19 protein-coding genes are annotated in these 17,613 nt (G+C 68.5%); 6 read left to right on the top strand and 13 right to left on the bottom strand.

What is annotated here, in order from left to right; translation table 11 throughout:
* Positions 1–399: 399 nt before the first annotated feature.
* Positions 400–690, bottom strand: coding sequence for a hypothetical protein (locus CUT39_RS07925; protein ID WP_100445431.1), 291 nt, complete (start codon positions 688–690; stop codon positions 400–402).
* The gene (locus CUT39_RS07920; RefSeq protein ID WP_100445430.1) at positions 687–1,082 is read right to left on the bottom strand and encodes a hypothetical protein; all 396 of its coding nucleotides are present in this window, start codon (positions 1,080–1,082) and stop codon (positions 687–689) included. Before CUT39_RS07920 ends, CUT39_RS07925 begins: the two co-directional genes overlap by 4 nt.
* A gap of 853 nt (positions 1,083–1,935) precedes the next feature.
* Between CUT39_RS07920 and CUT39_RS20210 the strand changes: the two genes are divergently transcribed.
* The 5 genes from CUT39_RS20210 (at position 1,936) to CUT39_RS07910 (ending at position 4,785) form a co-directional block, all read left to right on the top strand.
* Positions 1,936–2,313, top strand: a complete 378-nt coding sequence (locus tag CUT39_RS20210; RefSeq protein ID WP_157930544.1) for a hypothetical protein — start codon at positions 1,936–1,938, stop codon at positions 2,311–2,313.
* 32 nt (positions 2,314–2,345) lie between these two features.
* Positions 2,346–3,185: a hypothetical protein gene (locus CUT39_RS20205; RefSeq protein ID WP_157930543.1), complete on the top strand. Its 840-nt coding sequence runs from the start codon at positions 2,346–2,348 to the stop codon at positions 3,183–3,185.
* Between the two features lie 98 nt (positions 3,186–3,283).
* Positions 3,284–3,619, top strand: a complete 336-nt coding sequence (locus tag CUT39_RS20200; protein WP_232805658.1) for a hypothetical protein — start codon at positions 3,284–3,286, stop codon at positions 3,617–3,619.
* A gap of 3 nt (positions 3,620–3,622) precedes the next feature.
* On the top strand, positions 3,623–3,961 hold the full coding sequence (locus tag CUT39_RS07915) for a hypothetical protein (protein ID WP_157930541.1): 339 nt from the start codon (positions 3,623–3,625) through the stop codon (positions 3,959–3,961).
* Between the two features lie 89 nt (positions 3,962–4,050).
* Positions 4,051–4,785 (top strand): DUF7873 family protein, encoded by a 735-nt coding sequence (locus tag CUT39_RS07910; RefSeq protein ID WP_100445428.1) that lies wholly within the window; start codon positions 4,051–4,053, stop codon positions 4,783–4,785.
* A 581-nt stretch (positions 4,786–5,366) separates the two neighbouring features.
* Here the strand turns inward: CUT39_RS07910 and CUT39_RS07905 are convergent.
* The 9 genes from CUT39_RS07905 to CUT39_RS07865 form a co-directional block, all read right to left on the bottom strand.
* Positions 5,367–6,293: an N-acetylglucosamine kinase gene (locus tag CUT39_RS07905; protein ID WP_100445427.1), complete on the bottom strand. Its 927-nt coding sequence runs from the start codon at positions 6,291–6,293 to the stop codon at positions 5,367–5,369.
* Positions 6,294–6,358: 65 nt separating this feature from the next.
* Positions 6,359–7,549 (bottom strand): family 16 glycosylhydrolase, encoded by a 1,191-nt coding sequence (locus CUT39_RS07900; RefSeq protein ID WP_100445426.1) that lies wholly within the window; start codon positions 7,547–7,549, stop codon positions 6,359–6,361.
* A gap of 27 nt (positions 7,550–7,576) precedes the next feature.
* Entirely contained in the window at positions 7,577–8,404 is an 828-nt protein-coding gene (locus tag CUT39_RS07895) for a carbohydrate ABC transporter permease (RefSeq protein WP_100445425.1), read from the bottom strand.
* Positions 8,401–9,318, bottom strand: a complete 918-nt coding sequence (locus CUT39_RS07890) for a carbohydrate ABC transporter permease (RefSeq protein ID WP_100445424.1) — start codon at positions 9,316–9,318, stop codon at positions 8,401–8,403. The genes CUT39_RS07895 and CUT39_RS07890 overlap by 4 nt, the downstream gene beginning before the upstream one ends.
* 25 nt (positions 9,319–9,343) lie before the next feature.
* The gene (gene ngcE, locus CUT39_RS07885) at positions 9,344–10,762 is read right to left on the bottom strand and encodes an N-acetylglucosamine/diacetylchitobiose ABC transporter substrate-binding protein (protein WP_100445423.1); all 1,419 of its coding nucleotides are present in this window, start codon (positions 10,760–10,762) and stop codon (positions 9,344–9,346) included.
* Positions 10,763–10,785: 23 nt separating this feature from the next.
* A complete protein-coding gene (locus tag CUT39_RS07880) occupies positions 10,786–11,553 on the bottom strand; it encodes a sugar isomerase domain-containing protein (protein ID WP_100445422.1) in 768 nt (255 codons plus the stop codon).
* Positions 11,550–12,473, bottom strand: coding sequence for a MurR/RpiR family transcriptional regulator (locus CUT39_RS07875; protein ID WP_232805657.1), 924 nt, complete (start codon positions 12,471–12,473; stop codon positions 11,550–11,552). The genes CUT39_RS07880 and CUT39_RS07875 overlap by 4 nt, the downstream gene beginning before the upstream one ends.
* Before the next feature lie 123 nt (positions 12,474–12,596).
* Positions 12,597–14,006: a sensor histidine kinase gene (locus CUT39_RS07870; RefSeq protein ID WP_100445420.1), complete on the bottom strand. Its 1,410-nt coding sequence runs from the start codon at positions 14,004–14,006 to the stop codon at positions 12,597–12,599.
* A gap of 4 nt (positions 14,007–14,010) precedes the next feature.
* Complete coding sequence (locus tag CUT39_RS07865) at positions 14,011–14,772, bottom strand: response regulator transcription factor (RefSeq protein ID WP_100445419.1); 762 nt, start codon at positions 14,770–14,772, stop codon at positions 14,011–14,013.
* A 197-nt stretch (positions 14,773–14,969) separates the two neighbouring features.
* Between CUT39_RS07865 and CUT39_RS07860 the strand changes: the two genes are divergently transcribed.
* Complete coding sequence (locus tag CUT39_RS07860; protein ID WP_100445418.1) at positions 14,970–15,806, top strand: SDR family oxidoreductase; 837 nt, start codon at positions 14,970–14,972, stop codon at positions 15,804–15,806.
* A 1-nt stretch (position 15,807) separates the two neighbouring features.
* Here the strand turns inward: CUT39_RS07860 and CUT39_RS07855 are convergent, their stop codons facing one another.
* Positions 15,808–16,824, bottom strand: coding sequence for an S-adenosylmethionine:tRNA ribosyltransferase-isomerase (locus CUT39_RS07855; RefSeq protein WP_100445417.1), 1,017 nt, complete (start codon positions 16,822–16,824; stop codon positions 15,808–15,810).
* Positions 16,821–17,531 carry an SDR family oxidoreductase gene (locus tag CUT39_RS07850; RefSeq protein WP_100445443.1) on the bottom strand — a complete coding sequence of 237 codons (711 nt, stop codon included), beginning with the start codon at positions 17,529–17,531 and terminating at the stop codon, positions 16,821–16,823. Before CUT39_RS07850 ends, CUT39_RS07855 begins: the two co-directional genes overlap by 4 nt.
* Between the last annotated feature and the right edge of the window lie 82 nt (positions 17,532–17,613).

Here is a 17,613-nt window from a genome sequence, read left to right as displayed (position 1 = left end):
GGTTGACCAGCATCCAGCCGCGGCGGTCGTCGGCGTCGATGTCCCAGCGGCGCCCCTCGCGCCGGTTGGGGCGTAGGCCCGCGGCCGCAGGGCCGGGGCCGGGGTGTTGGTCGCAGTGCGCATGTGGGTGGATCCTGTCCTTACTGTTGGTGTCCGGTATTGGTTGCAATGGCAAGCTCTGCGGCGGCGCCGCACCCTTTGCAGCCGGGGTCCCTTGGCCCGTGGCCGTGGTCCGGTGCTGCGTCCTCCGGTGCCGACCGGGGGGTTCCGATGTGATTCCCCGCCGCGAATCGCACCAGCGGCCATAGGGGACCCTGAGCTGCAAAGGGATGGGCTCCGCCCATGAGCTTGCCCGCTCACCGCACGGCGCCGTCCCGCGCTCGTCCCCGAGCACCTCGTTCATCCTTCGCAGTCGCGGAACGTGTCGAGCCAGATGCGGACGGCGGCGGCGATGAGGGGGCCGGAATGGGTTCCGGCCCAGTCGGCGTGGGCCGGTTCGGACAGCACCAGGCGAGGCGAGTCGCCGTCGAGTCCGACCACGGACCCGAGTCCGGGCGGGGCGAGTCCGCACAGCAGCAGCCGGAGGCGGTCCTGGCCGATGGGCCAGGAGTACTGGACGAGGCGGCCGTCCAGGCTCTCGACCCCGAGGACCGGCAGCCCGGCCGTGTCGGTGTCGGTGTGCGTCCTCATGCGGCACGGCCCGGGGCGATAGCGGCGGCCGGTCGTCGCCGTCCGTCGAGCCCGGGCGGGATCGGGACGATCAGGTATCGGGACCCGTCGGGGCGGGTGTGAAGGCCGGGCGCGTCCGGATCCGGCTCGGGCGGCTCGGCCGGGGGCGTGGTGGTCTGCGGTTCGGACTCCCCGTCGCAGTCCTGGTCTTCCCGGTCGTCCCGGTCGGTGAAGTAGGCCGTCCATGCCAGGCCGGAGGCGAGAGCGGCGAGCATGAGGTAGGCGAGCCCGAGCAGTTGCCGCAGCCGTCTGCCGCCCGTGCAGGGTTCGGGGTCGGGTTCGGGCTGCTCGAACGAGATGCGCCACGCGTGCGACGGTTCGGGTTGCGGCGGGCGGCGGGCCGAGTGCGGCACGGGCCGCCCGGCCGGGAGCCTCCAGGGCTCCCACGGGGCACGGGGACGCGGTGAGCCGGGCGTGGCCGGGCGCGCCCAAACCGGGGTCGCAGTCGTGGGCTGAGCAGCGGTCCACTCGATCGAGGCGGCGTTTCGCTCTGTTCCGCGCGCCGGTTTTTGGCGTAGGCTGACAGAGACCATGGGAGGTATTCCTTCCGATGGTTGCGGGGCGGCCCGCCAGACTGTTTGGCGATAGGCAGGCGGGCCGCCGCTTCCTGTTCAGTTGTCGCGCAGGGGCGCGTGTCGAAACTGTGGCATCGGGGCCAGATCCGAGTCAAGGACGACACGCCCAGCCGTGCGAACATTGACTAGACGCACCGCGGGGCCGGGAGAGCAGATCTCCCGGCCCCGCGACGTGTTCACAGAGCTCCCGCCCAAGACTCGCCGCTGGACGACGCCGAGGACGAAGTTGACCGTGACGTCTCGCACTGTGTCAACGCCTGCTGCATGGTAGCGCTCGCATCGCCTACCTCAGATGCTCACAGGCTCCAACTTCTCTGATGGACTCCCAGTCGCCGGACCAACGGCTGGACAATGGCAAACCGTCACAAACCGGGCTGCCACTCAAACCACAATGGCCTCTGAAGATTCGAGATTGATACTTTCCAACGACACAGCATCGAATATCTCAGCATTCAAGTTGAGTTTTCCTTGTCACAGGAGCAACATGAGACCGAGTCAATCTCGCGTCAACCGTGCCCGATCAGTCTTGATTCGATAGGTTCAAAGAATTCATAGACGGACCTATTGCACAGCGTGCCAACCGGTTGTAATATCAAGCTTCAACCAATGTCCGAATCGGTAGATAGGGTCGGTGGGTGACAAGATGCCGGACGACACGCAATCGCACGATCCCGGCGCTATTCGAGATGTCGCCGATAGCGATCTCCATGAGGCGGCCACCAATCTTGCAGATAGTCGAGTCGGTTTCTCTGGGGCTCAGGATCTCATTGCAACCGCTACCCAGTCATCTGGCGGCGGCGGCGGATTCTTCGGCGGTGCCGGATTTGATCCGTTTAGCGGCATCAAACCGAAACTGGAAGACGTGTCCAAAGCAATTGTGTCAGGATCCGTCGAGTCTCAGAGGAACATTGAGAACACTATCGAGGGCCTGAGGAAAACCGCAGAGCAATATGAAGCCGACGAGGCCGATTCTGTGGCTGAGCTCGATTCTCTGCAGGACGGTCAGTAACCAACATCAACGCAATTGCCCCGGAGTTCGCTATGCCACGTGATGATCAAGCCTTCGGAAACGACCTTGATGAAGCGAAGAGCGATCTTGTCGACGCCATCAATGAACTTCCTGTCATGGTCTTGATGGAAGTTCATGCGAATGAAGCACAAGCGACTACGCCTCTCTATCGTTGCGAGGAGTTCAGATATGCCGGAGCCATATCCGGCGGAACTGACCTCATTAAGCAAAGAATCAGAGAGGATGCGCTACCACTTCTAGACGACTACGATCGCAATGTCACTGAAAGTCTAGCGACCACTATACGAACGAAACTAACTGAGTGGGAAGGTGGATCGGGAACCCTCGCATATGTTTTCAAAACTGATTACCTCGATGATCTCTCCGAATCGCTAGGACTGCATTATGAGGTATTCCAGTTGCTTGCCGACATCATGGAATCCACCTCGGCGGTGCTGAACGAGGCGCGTCAGCATGTGCTGGACATCATGCGCAACGCGACCGCTCAACTGGGAGGAATCGAAAGAAGCGGCGGTCTCAGCGCGGAGGAGACTGCCGCGGCAGTGATATCTGGAGTGGTAGCAGGTATCGCAACCGGTGGGATTGGTGGGGTCCTAATCGGTTCTCTCACCGCGGCTGGGTCGATGATTGGAAATTCTGAAACGGTAATCACAGGAGGGTCTGCCCTGGAGATTCTCGAGGACGCAGGATCGAAGCTGGATGCTATCAAGTCAAATCTCCGCGAATCGCTCGACCAGATCGAACTCTCCTTGGACGAGATCCTGAACGTGACCGCCGGCCCCCGTAACGGCGACTTCGTCGGCCCCGATCTCGGTGAGATGCTCTCGAACTTCGGCTCGCACGAAGCCTGAGCCGCACCGATGCGGTCAGCTATGCAATCTGACTTGAGAAGTCATGCAGACTCCAGTATTTGTCCCACGAGGCTGGATTGGGAGAGGGAAGGTTCGCCGTGCCCGTCAGTATTATGAGTTCAGATCAGATATTCACCGAGGCTGCTCGGCAAGTCCGATCGGCCGCATCTGATCCTGAGCTTCAAGACAAGGACCCGGTCGCGATCGGGCTTGAGCAGAGCATGATCACCGCCGTCTCCACCTCGCACGCGATCGAAGCAACGATGTCGCTCAATCTCCGACTCTCGAACATCCATCTGCCGCATGACATCGCGGAATCAGTGTCGTACTGCGAAGAAGCCTCCGATGCGGCCGGCGAAGTGTTGACGGTGCTCTACAATGCTTGCGCGAACGCTCGGTCCAAAATCCTCGATGCGGCTGGAAGGGGTGCCTGAATCGTGACTGACCCTAATATCGATGGGGAGAGCGCAGGCCTGGCGGACCTGCGTTCCGTGCTCTCCGAGGTGGGTGAGAAACCGGTCGAGGTCGTCTCCGACACCTTCGCCGCCAACGGCCTGGTTCGTCTCGTAGTCCGCTCCGACGCCTCTATCACCGTCGAGGTCGACCCGTACGCGGCAGGGGAGGTCCCGGTCTCCGATATCGAACGTCACCTCACCGACCTCTTCCGGGACGCCAAGAAGCCGAAACCGCAGGCCCCCAAGTCCAATACCGAGAAGGACGAGAAGGTCCAAGCCCAGCAGCGTTCGGCGATGATCGAGCGGCTCAGGCGGCTGTAGCGGAAGCCGCGGCACCCGAGCGAGCCGAAAAAGGGCTCGCCCGGATTGCGGTGCCTCAGTACCGTGTGGTCCGGAAGTGAGGAGCCGCCGTGACCAAGTTGAACCAGATCATCGCGATCGAGAAGGGCGTCAAGACCAAAGCCGCCCGGACCCTGCTCGATTCCGGCCGCGAGCTCGGCAAGGCGCCGCTGCTGTCGGGCATCTCGCGCAGCTACCAGCCCAAGGACGAGGAGGGCGAGCAACTGCCGCCGGAGTCGACCAAGGTGCAGCGGCGCGTCGAGGAGCAACTGCGGGAGGTATCGGCGGCGATGACCCGCCTGTTCGACGTCACCGCCACCAAGGACCGCGCCAACGCCGTCGCCAGAGCCGACATCGTCGTCGACGGGGAGGTCCTGGCGGCCGACGTTCCGGTCACGTACCTGCTGTTCCTGGAGAAGCAGCTTGCCGAGCTGCAGGCGTTCGTGAAGGAACTGCCGGTGCTCGACGCGGCCGAGTCGTGGACGTACAACGACGCCGCCGACTGCTTCGCGACCGAACCGGTCAAGACCGTGCGCACCAAGAAAATACCCCGCAACCACGTCAAGGCCGAGGCGACCGAGGAGCACCCGGCCCAGGTCGAGGTCTACTACGAGGACGTCCCGGTCGGATACTGGACCACCGTGAAGTTCTCCGGCGCGGCGCCGGCCAAGCGGGTCACGACGCTGCGCGAACGCCTGGAGAAGCTCCAGCATGCGGTGAAGTTCGCGCGGGAGGAGGCCAACGGAACCGAGGTCGACGAAGACCGCGTCGGCGACAGGATCTTCGGATACCTGCTCGGCGAGTAGCAGACTCCCCTGTTGAGCGACAGGGGTGCGCGAGATGCGCAAAGCTGAAACTGAAGTTCAGTCCGAACACACCGCGGGAGAGATGAGGGTTCGATCCCCTTCCGCTCCACGGCACGGGGCGGTAGCTCAATCGGTAGAGCGACCCGCGCAAACTGAGACTCTCGCTCCAGCTTCAGCATTCGCCACGCCGCTTCGATCCGCGAGTAGAAACCCGATGGGACATCGGAGTTGGGGGTTCGAATCCCTCCCGCCGCACCACATGCGGCGGTAGCTCAATGGCAGAGCGCGATGCTAGCAGCAGACTCACGGCCTACCGTACGGACGATTGCGGCCAGATGTGGCACAGAGCGGCCCGGGATTGAGGTCAACAACCCGGGCCGCACCTATGCCCGGCCGGTCCTCTCCGACCTCGGAGGAGCCTTTCCTTCACGGGGGCACCGAGCCTGTGACGGCATCGGAGCTCGCGCCGGGCCTTGGCCGGCAGGCGCCGGGTGATCCTGCCGAGCCCTTCGGCTATGAACCTTCCGATGAGGAGGATGGCGAGGAATGCGCCGGACCGGCGGCGGGGCTGTGCGGTGCGATCAGTCCCGCGAAGATGCCGCGGAACGGGCCGCCAGGCGGGCGGCACCCAGTTCCCCAGGGCCGCCGACCCGGATGTCGGCCCCCGGCAGGAGGGCCGCGATGCGGGTCCGGACTCCTTCCCGGACCGGAAGGCATTCGCGCAGGACGCTGCCGGACAGGACGATCGGACCGTCCCGGTCGCTCGGCGGGACCGACGTCGCCGTCTCGGCCAAATGCTCGGCCGCCCGGTCGAGTATGCCGGCCGCGAGCGGATCGCCGGACCGCGCCGCTCGATCGACCAGCGGCGCCAGCTCGGCGAGGCTCCGGATCGGGTTTCGGTATACGGCCTGGGCGAACTCGTCCGGCGTCGCCTCTTCCCCACCCGTTGCCGCCTGGACGACCGCGTTCACCAGTTCGCCCGGCACCGAGCCCGCCTGGAGGGCCTCGGCGCTCGCGACCGCGGCGCTCCGCCCGATCCAGAAGCCCGATCCCCGGTCGCCGAGCAGCCAACCCAGGCCGTCCCCGACCCGCGTCATCCGGTCGCCTTCGATCTGCGCTGCGACCGCGCCGGTCCCGGCGATCAGCACCGTCCCGCGCGGCCGATCGGTGCCCGCCGCGAACGCGACCACCACGTCGCCGACCGGTGCCACCTCGCAGCCCAGACCGATCTCGTCCCATCTGCTGCGGAAGGCCGCGCCGGTCTCGGACCGGCCGAAATCGCCGGCCCCGGCGATGCCCATGACGGCCGACCGGACTCGGGCGGGGTCCAGGTTCTCCAGGGCCGACCGCGCGGCGGCGGCGACCTGCGCGGCAGCCGCCTCGGGCCCGACCGTGATCGGGTTGCCGCCGCCGGCGGCGCCGCTGCCGAGCACCGCACCGTCCAAATCGGTGACGACCGCTCGGGAGGCGGTACCGCCGACGTCCAGGCCGAGTACCAACGGCTCCATGCGCTCCTCCACGAATCGTGCGGGTACGCCGATCCCCGACGCACCCGCACCCTATAGCGCTTCAGTCAGCATGCGCCCAGGTCGGTCCACTGCGGGGTCCAGCCGGGCTCGGAGCCTTCGGTCCACCATTCGGCTCTCCACAGGTGCAGTCCGTCGCCTGACTTGGGGCCGAACGGATCGCCGTTGGCGCTGCGCTCGTGCACGACGACGTCGCCTTCGACGTAGACCGAGCTGAAGCTCCAGTCCGCGGCCGTGTCGCATTCCTCGCCACCGGTCGGAGGGTCGGTCGGCTCATCGCTGGTCGGCGGATCGGTCGGGGTCGGGCATTCGCCGCCGCCGGATCCGACCGTGTCGGTGTGTGTGACACCGTCGACCCGGTAGCCGGCCACGAGGCTGTTCACCTCGGACGGGCTGAGGACTTCGCCGACACTGTGGAACAGGTAGTCGACCTGCTGGGTGTATACGCTGGTGCCGCTGGTGTGACCGGCCGTGTCGATGAACCAGAGGTTGAAGTTGATCGACATCGGTGTCTCGGGGTAGTACTCGCCGCCGTGGTCGGCGACCAGTTGTCCGTCCACGTAGTACTTGACGCGTCCGTCGGCCACGGTGAACACCAGGTCGTGCCACCCGGCCATGCTCTCGCGCTGCTGGCTGTGGATGTTGTCGGCGATCCACGGGGATTCCTGATAGGTCTCCCAAGTGGTCTGGTAGAAGATCGAACTCGGCTCGCCCCAACCCCCGTTGGGCAGGTACTCGAAGTCGATCTCGCCGTAGTCGGGATCGAGGGGCGCCTCCAGGGGCGTGATGGTGAAGAAGGTCTCCACCAGGTGGTCGCCGTCGGTGCCGCTGTCGGGGTCGTCGCTGAATTTCACGCGGGCCGCGTACGTGCCCTCGTAGAACTTGCGCTCGTGGAACAGCTCGGCGTGGCTGGTGCCTCCGGAGGTGCCGTCGGTGGCGGCGCGCATCTGCATGACGTCGGCTCCGTCCACCGTGGGGAAGGAGATGTTGGAGGACGGCCAGGACGCGCCGGGCACACCCGGGCCGCCGGCGTTGGTGCGGACGGTCCAGCCGCGCGCGTCGATGTCCGGGTCGCTGTGCGAGGTGTAGGTGAAGTCGTCGAACAGGGCCTCCTCGCATACGGGGTCGGCCGCGGCCCCGGTCAGGTTGGCCATGCCGACCGCGGTGACGGCGGTTCCGGCCGCCACCGCCGCCGTCACCGTGGCGATGCGGCGTCTGGATTTCGGGATGGTGGACATATCGAGCTCCCTTTCCGATCGAACTCGTTACCGGACCGCCCCGGCCGTGAGGCCGGAGCGGATCTGTCGTTGAAAGAGGACATAGGCGAACAGGACCGGGAGGATCGCGATGATCAGTCCGGCGAACAGGCCGGAGAAGTCGCTGCTGTAGCCCTGGCTGACCGCGAGCGCGGCCAGACCCTGCGCCAGGACGTACCGGTCCGGGTCGGGGTTGAGGACCAGCGGCAGCAGGTACTGGTTCCACAGGCCGAGGAAGTTGAAGATGCCCACGCTCACCATGCCGGAGCGGGCCATGGGCAGCATCACCTTGAAGAAGGCGGCGGTGTGCGAGCAGCCGTCGATGAAGGCCGCCTCGGACACCGAGGTGGGCAGGCCCCGGAAGAACGCGTGCAGGAAGAACACCGTGAACGGCAGCGCGTAGGCGGCGTAGACGAGGATCAGTCCGTGGTAGGTGCCCAGCATGCCGAGCCGGTCGACCACGAAGAACAGCGGCACGAGCGCGAGGAACACCGGGAAGAGCATCCCGGCGACGAGCGCGTAGTAGATGGCGCGGTTGCCGGGGAACTCATAGCGGGCCAGGCAGTAGGCGGTGAGGGATCCGAGGAGCATCACCAGGACCAGCGCCCCGCCGACGACGATGACCGTGTTGAGCAGGTAGCGGCCGATTGACGCCTCCTGCCAAGCGCGGACCCAGTTGTCCCACTGCGGTTCGGCCGGCAACGACCAGGGACTGGCGAAGATCTCGGCGTCGGTCTTGAGCGACGACAGGACCGCCCAGACGAGCGGCAGGGTGACCACGAGGCCCCAGCCGAGCAGGGCCAGGTGCAGGACGGCGTCGGAGAGCCTGGACTTCATGCGACCTCCACCCGCTCTCGGCGCGTGGCCCGCAGCGCGAGCATGGTCAGGCTGAGGGTGAGGAAGAACAGGGTGACGCCCATGGCCGAGGCGTAGCCGAACTTCCCGTAGGTGAACGCCGACCGGTAGAGGGTCAGACCGATGACCTCGGTGGAGTTGTCGGGACCGCCGGGGCCGACGGTCATGATCTGGACCAGTGCGAACCCGTCGAGGGCGAGGATGCCGAGGTACACGTAGGCGACTTGGACGGTGTCCCAGACGAACGGCAGGGTGATGCGCCGGAAGGTGGTGAGGCGCCCGGCGCCGTCGAGCCGGGCCGCCTCCAGGACGTCGCGCGGAATGGATTCCATGGCGGCGGCGAACAGGACCACGTAGAAGCCGACTGCGGCCCAGATCATCACGGCCATGACGGCGGGGAGCGCCCAGGCCGGTTCGGCCAGCCAGGCGCGGCCGAGCGAGCCCAGTCCGATCGCTTCGAGCAGGCCGTTGAGCAGGCCGTTCTTAGGCGTGTAGATGAACTGGAACAGGACCGCCAGGATGGCGACCGACAGCAGTTGCGGGAAGAAGTAGACGATGCGGTAGGCGCCCGAGCCCTGGATGCCCCCGATGCCGCCGTGGCGGTCGGAGCGGCCCATGGTGAGCAGCGCGGCGAAGAACAGGGCCAGGACGATGGTGAGCAGCGGCACGGCCAGGAGCATCAGGCCGTTGTTGCGCAGGGCGGCGAGGAACAACCGGTCGCTCCACAGCGCGGTGAAGTTCGCCAGGCCCACCGCTTCGGCCTGTCCCGACAGCCCGTTCCAGTCGGTGAAGGCCAGGTAGAACGCCTGGGCGTAGGGCGATACGACGAACACGCCGTACAGCAGCAGGGGCGCCGCCAGCGCTCCGACCAGGAAGCGGTTCTTGCCGTGACGCATGGCTCATACCTCTCAGACCCACCGGTCAGCGCTGGTACTTGGTGACCGAATCGTCGTCGGCCACCTCGTCGGCGGCTGCTTGGATCCGGTCGCCCCACTCTTCCGGGTCGAGGCGTCCGGTCAGGAGTTCCCCGGTGGCGTCGTCGACGGCCTTGGCGAGAGGTGCGTACCAGAGGCGGTACTTGTAGCCGAAGATGTGCTCGCCGGCGGAGCCGACGGCGTCGGCGACCGAGGCGAGGCCGGAGGTCATCTCCACGCCTTCGGTCGCGCCGAGTACGACGGGCAGGGCCTTGGCGGTCTCCGCGAAGCCGCGGGCGACCTCGGTGGAGAACAGGCACCGCAGGTAGTCGAGCCCGCCGCGCGTATTGGCGGCCTGGGAGGGGACGAGGAAGGACTCGCTGCTGGTGCCCTGGAGGGCGCCGAACGGCATCGCGTCCGAGGCGGTCAGGTCCGGAACGGGTGCCATGACCATGTCGAATCCTTCGGGTGAGACCTCCTGCTGTTCGCCTTCGAGCCAGGACCCGCAGGGGATGAAGGCGGCCTCGCCGTTGTTCCAGGAGTTCTGCGCCTCGGTGTGGGAGAGCGCTTCGGATCCCTCCATGATGTGGCCGTCGGTGACCAGCCGGTGGACGGCCTCGGCGGCGGCGAGCACGGCGTCCTGCCTCCAGGCGTCGGGTTCGAGGTTGTCGACGGCTTTGACCAGGTCGATGCCGCCGGACTTGGCGGCCATGGCCTGGAGCGGGTCCACCATGTACTCGGGGTACTTGCCCTGCCAGGTCCACGGCGCGATTCCCGACTGCTTGATCTCCTCGCAGAGCGCCAGCATGTCGTCCCAGGTGTCGGGGTAGGTCCAGCCGTTGGCGTCGAACAGGGAGGTCGAGTACCAGATGCCCCAGACCACCGAGGAGTAGTTGAGGAACCGCACGGCGCCGTCGAGCGTGCCGTCTTCGACCACGCCGGGCAGGAGGGTGTCGCGGACCGGGACGGCCGGGTCGTCGAGGCTGGGGGCGTCGAGCAGTTCGGTCAGGTCGTGGAGCTGGTCGGAGGCGGCCAGTTGGGCGATGTCGAGTCGTCCGGCGCCGGTGTTGTCGACCACGTCGGGCGGTTCGCCGGCGACGAAGCGCGGCTGGAGCGTCTCGCCGACCCGCTGGATGCCCTGGTGGTCGACGGTGGCCTCCGGATGGAGGCCCTCGTAGACTTCGGCGGCGTGCTGCGTGTACGCCTCGCCGTAACCGCCGTTGAACATGACGACTTCGAGGTCGGTGCCTTCGGGTACGCCGAGCGGGTTCGCTTCGGTGACTGCTCCGGTGGCTTCATCGGATTCGTCGGAGCCTCCGGCGGTCACGCAGCCGGAGAGCAGTCCGGCCGCCCCGGCGGCGGTGGCGCCGCCGAGCAGGGTGCGGCGAGTGGGATTGATGCGGGCGTGGCTGGGTCGTGGGGTCATGAGGGGCCTCGACTTCCGGTGTGTCAGGCGGTACGCCGGATACGCCCGGCATAGCGCGCTTCCAGTGCCTGGTTGTGTTCGTCCCCGCCGGCCATGTTGGCCGACAGGTAGATCGGCGGTGTCTCTCCTTTGTCCACGAAGTGCTGCACGACCTCGGCGACGATCATCTGGGCCAGGACGGCGGCGGTGACGGAGGAGACGGCGCCGACCGAGCCGCCGCCGGGCAGCGGCAGGGCGGCGTCGCCGTAGGGTGCGCCGTTGTCGAGGACCACGTCGGCGATGTCGGTCAGGCGCTTGCCCGACGGGTGCCGGGGTTCGGACTTGGCGGTGTGGTCGGCGGAGGTGAAAGCGATGAGCCGGTGGCCGCGTTCCTTCACCTGGAGCGCGAACTCGACGATGACGCCGTTGATGCCCGAGTTGGAGGCGACGGCGAAGATGTCGGTCGGGTGCACCGGCGCGACGTCGAGGAGCCGGTGGGCGACCTCGGGGTCGCGTTCGAGGAATTGGTCTTCGAGCACGGTGCGAGGCTGGTCGCCGTGGAGGACGATGTCGCGCAGGGCGATGCGGTTGGTCGGTACCAGGCCGCCGGCGCGCCCGGCCAGTTCCATGGCGAGGGCCTCGGAATGACCGCAGCCGAAAGCGTGGAGAACGCCGCCGTCGGCCAGGCTCACGGCGATGAGCTCGGCGGCCTGCCGGACGGCGGGGGCCTGCTCGAGGCCGACTCGCTGCACGGCGTCGGTGATCAGCGCCAGGTAGGTCTCGGCGGTGATGCGCGGGGACGCTTCGGTCATTGCTGCTCCTTGGGTCGATTCCGTCGGGGGTGTTCGGACGCGGCGGCGAAGCGATGCGCGTGCACGGCCCGGGCCGTCAACTCGAACGCCTCGGTGGTGCGTTCGAAGGTGCGCTGCGCGACGGCGACGTAGATCAGGTCGAGGACCAGTAGCTGCGAGTGCAGGGCGGCGAGCGCGGCGAGCCGGAAGGTGGTCTCGTGGACCGCGGTCGTGAGCGTCACGTCGGCGGCCTCGGCCATGGGCGAGCGAGCGAAGGAGGTGACCGCGACGGTCAGGGCGCCTTGGTCGCGGGCCTCGGCGAGGACTTCGACGCCTTCGCGGGTGCGGCCGGAGTGGGAGAGTCCGATGGCGACGTCGCCGCTGCGGAGCAGGGCGGCGTTGGTGAGCGCGGAGTGGGCGTCGGACCGGAACCAGCAGGGGACGCGGATGCGTTCGAGGCGGAAGGCCATTTCGCGGGCGGCCGTGCCGCTGCTGCCGAGGCCGAACAGTTCGACGCGGTCGGCGGCGGCGACGGCCTCGGCCACTCGGCCGACCTGGGCCAGATCCACTTGGGACGCGGTCTCCTGGATGGCGCGGGAGTCGGCCCTCGCGACGATGTCGAGGACGCGGTCCAAGGGGTCGCCGGGTTCGATCTCCTGGTCGATGTCGGTCTCCCACCGGGCCTGGGCGGCGCGCCCGTTCTCCGAGGCCAGCGCGACCCGGAGCGCCGCGTAGCCGGAGAAGCCCAGTGTGCGGCAGAACCTGGTGACGGTGGCGGTGGAGGTGCCCGCGCGTTCGGCGAGTTCGACGATGGACGCTTGCGCGGCGGCGTCGGGGTCCTCGAGGACGCTCGCGGCGACGCGTTGGAGCGCATCGGGAAGAGTGGGCTGCTCCATTCGGAGTCGGCCGATCACACCTTGGTTCCGCTTCGAGTCACTCACCGAAAATCCCTTTCATCAAAATCTCTCTATGAAGAAAATTACGATTCTATGATCGCAATGTCAAGACATTCTCAAAATAGTTTTCACGATGCCGGGTTTCACCCTCGGTGGGACTGCGGCCGTTCAGGATTCGAATTCGGCCTTGGGGATGCGGACCTCGAAGGCGGTGCCCTCGCCTTCCTTGCTGCTGAGATCCACCTCGCCGCCGTGCCCGGCCACGATCGAGGCCACGATCGACAGCCCGAGACCGGAGCCGCCGGTCGCGCGCGACCGGGACGGGTCGGCGCGGTAGAACCGGTCGAAGACCTTCCGCCGGTGGTCGTCGGGGATGCCCGGCCCGTGATCGGCCACGCGCAGCACCGCCCAGGGGCCGTCGGCGGCGACCGTGACGTCGATGCGGGTCCCGGCCGGGGTGTGGACGCGGGCGTTCGACAGCAGGTTCACCAGCACCTGCCGCAGTTGGCCCTCATTGGCGACCGCCGCGACCTCGCCGTCGGCGTGCAGCTCGACCGGGTGGGAGGGGTCGGCGACCTCGGCGTCGTCGACCGCGTCGCGGGCCAGCCGCGACAGGTCCACCAGCTCCCGGTCGCCGCCGACCTCCTGGTCGAGGCGCGAGAGCGTCGACAGGTCGTCGACGAGTCCGGCCAGCCGGGCGTTCTCGGCACCGATCCGCTCCATGGCCCGATCGAGCTTCTCACCCTGGGCGGCGGCGCCGGACTGGTAGAGCTGCACGTATCCGCCGATGGCCGTCAGCGGGGTGCGCAGCTCGTGCCCGGCGTCGGCGACGAACTGGCGCAGCCGCCGGTGCTGGCGGTCCCGCTCGGCGATCGCGGCGGTCAACCGCGCGACCATCCGGTTGAGCGCCAGCGACAGGCGGCCCATCTCGGTGCGCTCTTCGGCGGGGGTGATCCGGTGGGCGAGGTCGCCGGCGGCGACGGTCTCGGCGTCGGCCACCATGCGGTCGACCGAGCGCAGCCCGCGGCGGGCGATGATCCAGGCCGCCGCGATCCCGATGACCGACACCGCCAGCCCGGTGACCAGGGCGGTGCGGGTGAGGGTCCCGGTGGCCTCCTCGACCTCGGTCAAGGGGGCGGCCACGGCGAACGTGTAGGTGTCGCCGGTGTCCCGGTGCCGGAAGTCGGCCGCGTACACCCGGTAGGTCATGGAGTCGTCGGTGGACTGGACGTTCTGGAACTCGCCGGAGGCGGGGGCGGCCTCGATCGACGGCAGCGGGTCGTAGTCGGCGACGGTCCCCGACTGCTGGTAGAGCTGCAGCTCGCCGCCGTCGTCGTACAGCATGAACGCGTACTCCGAGGACGGGCCGGGCGGGAGGGGCCGCCCACCGAGTTCGCCGACCTGGACCTCGGTCAGCCAGCGTTGCAGGTTGTCGGCGTTGGTGACCTGCACCAGCTCGTCCTCGACCTGCCCGGTGAGCTTGTCGGAGACGACCTGGACGGTCACGAACCCGATCACGGCCACCGCGACCGGCAGCAGGACCGCCATCGCCAGCGCGATCTTGGTGCGGATCGCCACGGCCTTACTCCTGCGGTTCGCGCAGCATGTAGCCGACGCCCCGGACGGTGTGGATGAGCCGGGGGCCGAGCTTGTCGAGCTTGCGGCGCAGGTAGAACACGTAGGTCTCGGCCAGGCTCGAGTCGGTGTCGAAGTCGTAGCCCCAGACCTGCTTGAGCAGTTCCTGCTTGGAGGCCACGCGCCCGGCGTTGGCGGCCAGGTAGCGCAGCAGCCGGAACTCGGTGGGGGACAGGTCGACCGTCTGCCCGGCGCGGGTCACCTGGTGGGCGGCGAGGTCGAGGCGCAGGTCGCCCACGTCGACGGTGTCGTCGGGGCGGGCTTGCTCGGCGTCGCGGCCGAGCGTGCGGCGCAGGACCGCCGAGACCCGCAGCGACAGTTCTTCGAGCCGGAAGGGCTTGGTCAGGTAGTCGTCGCCGCCGGTGCCGAAGCCTTCACGCAGGTCGTCGGGGGCGGTGCGGGCGGTGAGGAAGATGATCGGGGTCCGGTCCCCGGCCGAGCGGAGCCGGTCCGCGACGGAGAAGCCGTCGACGCCGGGCATGTTGACATCGAGGATGACCAGATCGGGTCGGGAGTGGTCGACCGCCTCCAGCGCGCCGCTGCCCGAGTGCTCGGCGGCGACCTCGTAGCCTTGGAACGACAGGGCTTCGACCAGCAGGTCCGCCAGGCTCTCCTCGTCGTCGACGACCAGGAGCCGCGCGGGGGATCCGTCGGGCCGGAGCGGGACCTCGGGAGGCGTGGCTCCGGCCGGTCCGCTGGTCGAGTTCATCCGCCGCTCCTTTCCCCGGTCGGGCCTGCGATCGGTTGCACGGCCAGCTTATTGCAGCCTCGGCGCCCCGGGGAGGGTAGGCGGGGGTTTCCAGGGCACTTCTGGACCGGTTCACAGCGGGCGTTCAGCGAGCCGCCGCCCCCCTTAAGTTACCGACTAGTAGTATCGGTGGGAATCGACTACCTGGAGGCAGAGCAATGGAGCCACTCGTCAACGACCACCCCATGGCCGGGCGCGCCGCCTTCGTCACCGGCGCCAGCCGCGGCATCGGCAAAGCCATCGCCGTCGCACTCGGCGCGGCCGGCGCCAAGGTCGCCCTCTTCGCCAAAACCGGACAGCCGCACGCGAAACTCCCCGGCACCGTCTACGACACCGCCTCCGAGATCGAAGACGCCGGCGGCAGCGCCCTCCCCATCGTCGGCGACCTGCGCGACGCCGAGGCCGTCACCGAAGCGGTCGACCGCGCCGCCGCCCAGTTCGGTCGGCTCGACGCCTGCGTCAACAACGCCTCGGCGCTCGACCTCACCCCCGTCGGCGAAATGAGCCTCAAACGCTACGACCTCATCACCCAGGTCAACATGCGCGGCACCTTCGCCACCACCTCGGCGGCCCTCCCGCACCTGCGCGACTCCGACCACGCCCACCTGCTCACCATCGCCCCGCCGCTCAACACCGACCCCAAGTGGTTCGACGCCGGCCCCTACACCGCCTCCAAATACGGCATGACCGTCATGACCCTCGGCGCCGCGGGCACCGAGCCCGGCGTCGCCGCCAACTGCCTCTGGCCGGCCACCACCATCGCCACCGCCGCAGTCGAATTCGCCCTCGGCGGACGCGCCATGGTCGAACGCAGCCGCAAACCCGAGATCGTCGCCGACGCCGCGCTGGCGGTCCTGGCCAAGGACCCGGCCGCCTGCACCGGCCGGGCCCGCCTGGTCGAGGACGTCCTCGCCGACGAAGGCGTCACCGACCTGTCCGGGTACGCCGTCGTACCCGGACAGACCGACCTCCAACCCGACATCTACGTCGACTGACTCAGGCGATCAGGTGCACGTCGCCGAACTCGTGCCACCGGTACCGGCCCTCGATCGCGGCCTCGTAGGACCGGTGCAGCAGCTCGGTGTCGCACAGTGCCTGCAGCATCGACAGGTGCGTCGACCGCGGCTCGTGGAAGCCGGTCAGCAGCCCGTCGACGACCGCCGGCGGGTCGGCCGGAGACACGACCCGGTCGGTGTGGCCCGAGGCCGCCGCGACCGCGCCGCCGGACACCGCGCTCTCCAGGGCCCGGACGACGGTGGTGCCGACCGCGATCACCCGGCGCCCGGAGGCGGCGGCGCTGTTCACCGCACGGGCGGTGAACTCGCCGACCTCGAACCACTCCGGGTAGGGGTCCTCGTCGCTCTCCAGCGAGGCGACGCCCGTGTGCAGCGTGACCGGGGCGATCCCGACCCCGGCCGAGATCAGCCTCGTCACCAGTTGCGCGGTGAACGGCCGGGCCGCGCTCGGCATCTCGGCCGAGCCGGGGACGGTGCCGAACACCGTCTGGTAGGTCTCGATCGGCCAGTCGCGGTCGACATAGGAGTACCGGATCGGCTTGCCGTACCGGGCCAGGTAGTCCGGGACCGACGCCACGGGCGGCCGGGTCACCCACAGGCGCTTGCCGAACCGCTCGGTCAGCTCCAGCCGCACGCCCCCCGGCAGGTCGACGGCGCGGCCGGGTACGTCCCCGAGGTACGGGCCGGAGCCGCTGCGCAGCTCCACCAGCCACGAGCCGTCGGGCCTGACCGAGGAGAAGTGCAGCCGCAGGCCGTCCTCGGTCGGCACCGACGCCGGCATCGTCGCGGAGTTGTTCACCACCAGCAGGTCGCCGGGCCCCACCAGCTCGGTCAGGTCGGTGAAGCGGTGGTGGCCGATGGTGCCGGCGGCCTTGTCGGTGGTCAGCAGCCGCACGTCCGACCGGGAGGCGGCCCAGCCCCGCGCCTCGGGCGGCCGGTCGGCCTCCAATGCCGCGTCGAGCGCGAAGGAGAACGGAGCCTGCAGCACGGTGCTCATGCGTCGGCTCCGATCCTGAAATTCGCGGCCTCCAGCCGGCCGCCGTCCGGGCGGGCCCGGACGATCCGCACGATCGCCTCGGCCGCGGCGAGCGGCGACCCGGCCTCGGCCGCGTCGGCCTCACCGACCGCCTCGGCCAGCATCGCCGTGGCCATCTCGCCGGGGTCGACCGACCAGACCGCCACCTCCGGCTCCTCGGCGTCCAGCACGTTCGAAAGCTGATCGAGCGCGGCCTTCGACGCCCCGTACGAGCCCCACGTGGGGTAGGGGCCGACCGCGGCGTCCGAGGAGATGTTCACGATCGCCCCGCCCCGCTCCCGCAGGGAAGGCAGCGCCAACTGCGCCAGCGCGATCGGAGCGCGCGTGTTCACATCGAAGAGGCGCGGCCAGGCCGACAGGTCGGCCTCGCCCAGCTCCGGCATCGGCGCCTGCCCCAGCGTGGAGGCGTTGTTCACGAGCAGATCGACCCGGCCCTCGGCCAAGCCCACCAGCTTCTCGCGGTGCCGCGCATCGGCGACGTCCCCCGCCAGGTATCGGGCCCCGGTGCGCTCGGCGACCTCGGCCAGGCGAGCCTCGCCGCGAGCGGTCAGGACCAGGCCCCAACCGGCCCCGGCCAGGCACTCGGCCAGCGCCGACCCGAGCCCGGCCGAAGCGCCGGTGACGATCGCGGTGCGGCCGTTCGTCTGAGAAAAATCATTGGCGTTCATGGCCTCGACGCTATGGCCGGTCGGCGCCGACCACATCCGGCCGAGGTCGCCCCGGTCCTGCTCCGCAGGTCCTAAGACCAGC

The sequence above is a fragment of the Glycomyces xiaoerkulensis genome (genome assembly GCF_002798405.1).
Classification (GTDB): Bacteria; Actinomycetota; Actinomycetes; order Mycobacteriales; family Micromonosporaceae; genus Glycomyces; species Glycomyces xiaoerkulensis.
Note: the sequence above shows the minus strand (reverse complement) of the source record. Positions and strands in the feature narration are given on the sequence as shown.